Genomic DNA, 7,075 nt, shown 5'->3' on the forward strand with positions numbered 1-7,075 from the left:
ACATCCGAGGTGGAAACGGTGGCCATCAGCCAGCTGAGAGCCACCGTCTGCATCAGCCAACCCAGGCTGGAGAGCTGAGACGCGAAGAAAATCGAACGGAACGTCGAATTCTTCAGTGGCGCCAGTAGGCCTACGGATGCTGTCCCTTCATTTGATGGCATGTCATTCGGTCTCTTTCGGACGGGGCACTTCGGCCGTCTTTGCGGGGCGGCGGCGATGAGGGAGGGCAGTGGGAACTGGGTTGGCCTTACTTCCTCTCTCCGGCCTTGAGCCTGTGAGCAGAGGGTCGCAAGTTCCGCTTCGGCGGGCTGCGGCAAGACCACAATCAAAAACAGAGGAAAAAGCGGCTGTCGTCGACCAGGGATCGACGACAGCCGAGTGAACCTGGATGGCAGGGGTTGATGCCACTCCCAGGCCAGGAGCCGTGTCGGACTTGCGGCTATTCTCCGCAGTCCTAGTGATCGTGAGGTTTTGTTTTTGGTCGGCGCCGCCTTTTAACCGTTGCTGCTCGACGGATGGTCTCATCACTAATCACCTCACGGACGCAAAACGCGCGGGACTGGATGGCTCCGGGTTCGTCGCGCGTCCGTTGTACGTTCAATAACGAGCTCAGTTTCCGCAGGCTTTTCACTCAAATGCAAAGCGGCGAGAAGCTGGGAGACGTCCTGATCCGATAGAGAGAGGCGATGATGCAGACGCCGGAAACTCATCCAGGCCGGCGTGCGAAACGTTTCCGTCCAATGGGAGGGCTTTCGAAGATTTCGCTGGAGCGTCCAGGCGCGCGCGCCTGCGTGAGCTAAGGCGTATCTGCGAGTGCGCATGTGATCGAAGAAGCTGTCCAGGTCGCTTTCGTCTATGGAATACTCTGTCCTCGCTGCAATCGGACCGCTTTGCGGCTTCAGATCAAGCGCCACCGATGGAGCCGGAAAAACCGCGCCCTGCTGGTCTCCCTCCGCCCCCAGATGCACCTGCAAGACCAACCCTGACGCAGCAACAAGAAGCAGGGCGGCCGCGGCCAGCTCGAGAGAAGAAGCGAGCGAATATGACTGGGCAACATGGCCCCAGATCCAGCTGCCGGCTGCCATGCCGCCGGATAGGAACGCATAATAGATCGAGAGCGTGCGGCCGACGACCCAGCGCGGACTTGCCAATTGCACCCAGACGTCAAAGCCGGTCCAGGTGATGATCCAGCCGGCGCCGCCGAAAGCAAGCGCAAGTGTTGCTGAAGGCACAGAGGAGGTGAAGGCAAGTGAGATGCAACACACCGCGCAAGCAATGGAAGCAATTGCCATCAGCCATTCCTGCCTTAAGAGCCGGTTGTTCAATCCGGCCACGCAGGCGCCCGTTCCAAAACCTGCGAAAAGAACGCCGTAGGCGATGGGGTCGTCGGCCAAACGATCGCGGGCGACGAGCGGCAGAAGTGCGAGGATAGCAATAGCGGCCGGGCCGAAGAGGGTTGCGCGCATGATTGTCGCCCGGATATCGGACGAAAGCGCCGTGAACCGGATGCCATCTCGGATTGCGGTCGACATAGGCTCCGCAGGCAGAGGAGACGGGCGCGCGTGCCACTTGTTACGCAATACCGCGGCGAGAGGCGCCAGGTTGCTGCATGCGGAGAAGAGAAAGGCGGCCAATGGTCCGAGAAAGGCGAGAATAACCCCGCCCAGCGCCGGCCCAACGCTTCGCGTCATGTTATATCCAGTAGACATAAGCGTCACCGCGGCCGGGATATCCCCCACGGAGGCGTGCCAGGCGGGGTCATTCAGCGCAAATCCGCAGCCTGCGATAAATCCCAGCGCTAGAATGAGCCAGGGACTGAGGAAGTCGAAGGCGGCGGCACCTGCCAGTGCGACAGACGCTAGCGCGATCAATGACAGTCCTATGATCATCACCGATCGGCGGCTATGAGTATCGGCGATGATGGAGAGTATGAATGCCGGAAGCGTTGTCGACGCCTGTACGAGCGCGACCGTCAGATCGGAAGCGGTGATCGTCACCATCAGCCAACCAATCGCGACGGTCTGCACAAGCCATCTGAGATTTGCGACTTGCGCTGAACTCCAAATCGAACAGAATGCTGCATTGCGCAGCGGAGCAGGGGTGGTTGCCCCGGTCATGGAAACGTCTTCGATCTGCATCTGCATTTAGGTTACTCTGACGCTTCCCATCATCTCGCTGACGAAGGAGCTTATCCGTAACCACGATATGATTTCCGGCGTTATTCAGCTGCTTGGCGCAGGAACACTGCATCGAGCAGGAGAGACACCAGGCACGTAGCGCCGGTGTGAAGGCGGGCCGCCTGATATTCTCCCTCGCGAATCTTTGAACCGGCCGCCGAAATTTGTCCCTTCAGAGTTCACGCACGGCACTGCCGGTTCGGCCAACTGCCAAAGGCTTTCCCAGACCTCATGCGCCTCCCATACTCGCCGGGATTTGGCCCTAGACGGAATCGCGCGAGGCGCAACGGCCCGACATGGTAGCCGTGGCTCGCCAGACGCGCACGGGATGCGGCTGCCGACCCGGAAGTAAGCACAATCCGGAATAAAGTTAGGGTAACGGGCCGCGAATTTTCGCAGCAGCCATGACCATATCATCTATCGCTAAGGACCTCACGAGAGGCTCCCCACAAGGTCAGAAAAAGGGTGCCTAGAAGTGACTAGCGAAAACCTTGATTCACTCCGATGGCTTAAAAATCAGGCCAAACATATTGCGGATGGCACCTCGTCGCCTTAAAGGTTTTTGCAGCGGCAATCTGCTTTGCAATCGTGAAGGATTTGTTCATGGCCACCGGAACAGTTAAGTTTTTCAATGGAGACAAGGGTTTTGGCTTCATTACGCCCGACAATGGAGGCGCTGACGTGTTTGTGCATGTGTCTGCTTTGCAGGGCGCCAGCAATCTGAGCGAAGGGCAAACTGTGAGCTACGATGTCGGTCAGGATCGGAAGACTGGTAAATCGAAGGCAGAAAACGTACGCGTTCTTTGATTTGCGATCGTCTAGTTTGTCCATCGAACTTGGCCTTGCAGGCCGTTCGTTGTTGCGGGCGAAATCCTCAGATTGGAGCTCGAATCCTGTCCTTCGGGCTTCAGGTATTTCGAGGAGTTGATTCCCAAATCCCCTCCGGGAGCTGTGTGTCGGCTTCGAAATACAGCAGTTAGACATTCCTTCACTTGGACTTAAGCTCGACGTCCAGACGAAGAGGGCGCAGCGGGTACGTTGTCCAGAGTAAGCTTCTATTCCCGCATACTAGTGCATACCCGCGGATTTCCGCCGCCGCGTGGCGCGGTTGAAGGTACTGCCTTACGTGACGCAATAAATCTAATTATATGATGTCAAGCGGATCGCGATCTCACAAATGCTGGCAAAGCAGGGGTGTCCCAATATGCAATTTCCCATGTCGAACTTGAGGGAAACATCGAAACAAAAATGATCTACAACCCAGGCAAGTTGACCCTTTGCCGTGACTGAGAGCTTGTGGATCCACTCGGCGTTTGCCCGCGGTCCGCCTACGGCAATAGGCCGGATTTGTCCCTCATCTTTCTGGACTGCGTGGGCAAGGAGACGTGCGGGTGGATCGCCGGCTGGCACGCCGCTACCGAGGGTACGGTTCCACAGCTGACTGACTAGCGTCAGGCTGAATTCGCCAACCGTCTCTCTCTGGGAACCTCCCAGCGTTATGAAGAAACAAATTTCGAGTCCAGCTTTGCCAGAAAGACACGTTCAGTCTCGGGTTGCTTGATCCATACGTGGCAGCGGTAGCCTGATTGTCGGCAATTGCATCAAGCGCGCGGAGCGTGGGCGGCTCGTCCGCATAGATCCTCGTTAATTCAGCCCTCCACGCTGCACAATCGTCCATCGTAGGCCCGCGTGTCTCTTCGACAGATGCGAGCAGATCATAGTAGCGCTTTTGTAGGCGCTCATGGTGATGTGCCTTTCCACTAAAATCAAAGATGAGTTGTACAGCTCCGAGAGTAGCCGAAGCCAAACCTAACACAAACGTTCCTCGTGGGCTGTTGATAAAGACCTGCGCTGCGTAACTCGTTCCACCGAGAATGACTGCCAAATTGAGAAATCGGCTGACGCGTTCCAACCATGCACGTCGCGCAATATGGTAAAGCGCGTTGCGCAGAGTGTTGTGGCGAATGCCGTGCACCTCGTTATAGCAGTCATCCTCTACGTTGGTCATTTCTATCCCTTCCTGGGAGGTGGCGGCGGTGGTTGAGTTCCAACATGCCGTGTTCCACCTTTTTCGATATGAACGGGTGGCCGTGAAGGCGCCGGAGGACGCGGTGGCGGTGGCGAGCGTTTGTCTGACATAGTTTTCTTTCCAACTCGTTTTGGTTTAGAGGATCTATGCCGGAAGCAGCATAGACAGTGACAATTCCATCAGGCAATCAACGGTTCTCTTTCCGATAAACTAGCTATCATGCATTGAAATGAATGAACAATTCGCCGATTATGATCTTGCTACTTCCGCAGAGCGTTCTTAAGCAATGGCAGATATTTCTGGACCTGCTCGCGGTCGCTTTTCTTTTCCGTATCGGAAAGTTGCGAGAACGGCGTAGCAATCTGTCGTTCCCATTTGGCGACAAGATTTGCAGGAATGACGATAGAGCCATCAGGTTGCTTAAGGGATTGGCCGTGCACATATTTCTGCCAGTGGGCCCAACGTTCGTGTTCGATGCTGGCTAATTCGTCCACGAGGCCATCTAGGATGTCGTCAAGGGCCATTGCTTAGATCATCCCCGCTCCAACAAGCTTTCGATAGTGCTCACCTAGCACGGTCAGCTCGCAGCCCTTACTCTGCATTGCAGCGTGCCACATATGAGGTGCGTTTACCGGCCGGACCAAGTTGACCTTCACGTATCTCTGAAGGATCGCAAAAACAGAATTCTTTGCGGGATCTGGCTTTGGGATTGTTGGATCGTTCTTTTGTTCGTCATTGCGTTCGGGCTCGTATTCGGGATCAAGCGGAAATACGTAGTCCTGCGAAGGGAACAAGGTCGCCAATTGCTGCAAATCCGCAAGAGGAATGGGGGCGTCAGCCTTTTTCAAAGACACGAAAGTTTTGACGTTAGTTTTGAACAGCGGCCGTTGACCGGCCCAAGGCCCGAGCGACTGATCAATATGGGCGTAGACGCTCCCCGGCGTGACATCTCCGACAAGATTGGCGGCTGCGCCAGCCAACGCGTCTATCAAGAGGCCCGTGAAAACGCCACCCGGTGTGGGTCCGTTCATTTCAAGTGCATACTGTTCTGCGGTTGACGCGGTGAGTATGGTCATCCCGGTCACGATTTCGAAAACACCCTTCATAGTCGGGTTTTCACCAGCGATTCCGCTGTGGCAACTATCCAGGATGATGACTTTGTTGGTGGCTGGGGAGTTGGCTGCGATGGTCATGACCTCATTCAAGGCAAGACCATCGTCTCCTACCTTGCAATCTCCCGCACATAAATAGCCACCTGTATCCTCGATGTAGCCATGCCCGGCAAAATAGAACAACGCAATCTCGGACCGGTCGGCAAAAAGCGCTCGGACAGCCTCCTTAAGCTCCGCTCGCTCTACAATGTCGCCCCGTCCGGTACCGGTAATTAGCTTGGGCGTCTTGAAGTTGGTTGTACCGTCTGCGTTACGTTCGAGGGCTGCACGGACAGAGTGAGCATCGTTTACGCACCCATTCAGACATGCAATATGCTCATAATGATCGATACCTACAATCAACGCTTTACGCATGAGGCTCCTTACAGGCTATCGATCCAATTGCTGATGTTTGCCCACGTCCATTCCATTGTTTCGACGCCGGCAATTTGAGTGTGATCGTCCTTGTAGGCCCAGATTCCCCGTACAGGCACACCTACTTCATGAGCGCACGCGATTTCCCAATTTTGGCCTGTCGATGATATCGAATTTTTCGTCACGATCACGAGAACCCCAGCCGAGCGCAAGATTCGGGTCTTCACTTTGTTTTTCCAGTCGGATTCGTATGCCTCTTTCACCGACATGTCGATGTATTCGAACGGCGTGCCCGTGTTCAGCGACTGACCTTTTATCATGTCCCGAATACTCTCGTCTTCGATGGCAAAAGCCACGAAGATGACTTTCTTAGTTGCCATGTGATAATCTCCATCGCCGATCCCCGGCACTAAAATGATTTATTTGCATTGATGAGAATCAAATCGCAGCCACAACAATGGTGAAGTCCCGCAAACCGACGACAGCTGCCATGCGCATCCTGGATGCGATCTCTGATCGGCGGCCGGCCGAGCTTCCCATGGCAAAGTCCTTGATCTGCATCAAAGGATGCGAGCCGGTATCGTAGTACTTATACCGCCATATCACTGATATCGATGGTCACGACGTGTCCCCCATTGATGTGTCCTCAGCCGGACACTTTCGTCGGAGCCCTCACAACGGCAAAATACTGCCGCGCCCGAGACAATGTGCAGCGTTTAATAGGGAGTTTCTGCAGGTCCGCGGCGATTTTCGGGCGAGTCCGCAGGAATGCTGCAAGTAAACGCAGAGCGCTCCTTGACGACCCATCGACCGTAGACAGATGTTCGTATTGCCTCATTGGCGAATGCCTCAGCGCCATGCAATCACTGGCTCACGAGACTGCTCCTTTCGCCACCCGCGTAATCGGTCTAAACCCTCGGACTGAATATCTTAGCTGAAGGTTTTGATGCATTTTCTAGCCGGGAAGAAACGGGAGACAATGAAAGGTACAGTAGTTTTCGGTCACGCAGAAAGTGTAGCGTTTTAGCGTCGTATGGAGCGTCCTCAAATATTGAGGTCCAAATTGAGAGCGCCGATGACCTGCCACTGAATTTTCATCCAACGGCGATTAGAGCCCCGGCGGTTTTGAATACGCCAAGTGGCGCGGTGTGAGCAACCGGCGGAAACGCGAAGCTTTCATCTCGCGCAGCGTTGGAGCCGGTTGCGGCAATTGTATCGGCATAGCTTGCCGGGGTCTGGTATCCGAGCGATGAGTGTGGCCGGAAATGGTTGTACAACACGACGACAGAACACCCACGGGACCGAGGTTCGCGAGCTTCTGTATCCGTGGCATCCCTGGTCCG

General features: G+C 55.2%; 6 protein-coding genes and 1 pseudogene. 1 reads left to right on the top strand and 6 read right to left on the bottom strand.

Annotated features, from left to right (window positions below):
- Together CO667_RS36325 and CO667_RS33965 are read right to left on the bottom strand one after the other, a co-directional pair.
- Window positions 1-161, bottom strand: a 161-nt coding sequence (locus CO667_RS36325) for an MFS transporter (RefSeq protein ID WP_141399588.1), incomplete at its 3' end; no start/stop codon positions are given.
- 375 nt (window positions 162-536) lie between these two features.
- Window positions 537-2,138 carry an MFS transporter gene (locus CO667_RS33965; protein WP_096772332.1) on the bottom strand — a complete coding sequence of 534 codons (1,602 nt, stop codon included), beginning with the start codon at window positions 2,136-2,138 and terminating at the stop codon, window positions 537-539.
- Window positions 2,139-2,780: 642 nt separating this feature from the next.
- Between CO667_RS33965 and CO667_RS33970 the strand changes: the two genes are divergently transcribed.
- On the top strand, window positions 2,781-2,984 hold the full coding sequence (locus CO667_RS33970; RefSeq protein ID WP_007636633.1) for a cold-shock protein: 204 nt from the start codon (window positions 2,781-2,783) through the stop codon (window positions 2,982-2,984).
- Between the two features lie 1,482 nt (window positions 2,985-4,466).
- Here the strand turns inward: CO667_RS33970 and CO667_RS33980 are convergent.
- The 4 genes and pseudogenes from CO667_RS33980 to CO667_RS33995 form a co-directional block, all read right to left on the bottom strand.
- A complete protein-coding gene (locus CO667_RS33980) occupies window positions 4,467-4,730 on the bottom strand; it encodes a hypothetical protein (RefSeq protein ID WP_088397079.1) in 264 nt (87 codons plus the stop codon).
- Between the two features lie 3 nt (window positions 4,731-4,733).
- Window positions 4,734-5,732, bottom strand: a complete 999-nt coding sequence (locus CO667_RS33985; protein ID WP_096772330.1) for a caspase family protein — start codon at window positions 5,730-5,732, stop codon at window positions 4,734-4,736.
- A gap of 8 nt (window positions 5,733-5,740) precedes the next feature.
- Entirely contained in the window at window positions 5,741-6,112 is a 372-nt protein-coding gene (locus CO667_RS33990; protein ID WP_096772329.1) for a hypothetical protein, read from the bottom strand.
- A gap of 714 nt (window positions 6,113-6,826) precedes the next feature.
- A pseudogene (locus CO667_RS33995) lies at window positions 6,827-7,006 on the bottom strand (IS3 family transposase); the annotation flags it as partial.
- Window positions 7,007-7,075: the final 69 nt, after the last annotated feature.

It is taken from the genome of Rhizobium sp. L43 (assembly GCF_002531725.1).
Lineage (GTDB): Bacteria > Pseudomonadota > Alphaproteobacteria > Rhizobiales > Rhizobiaceae > Rhizobium.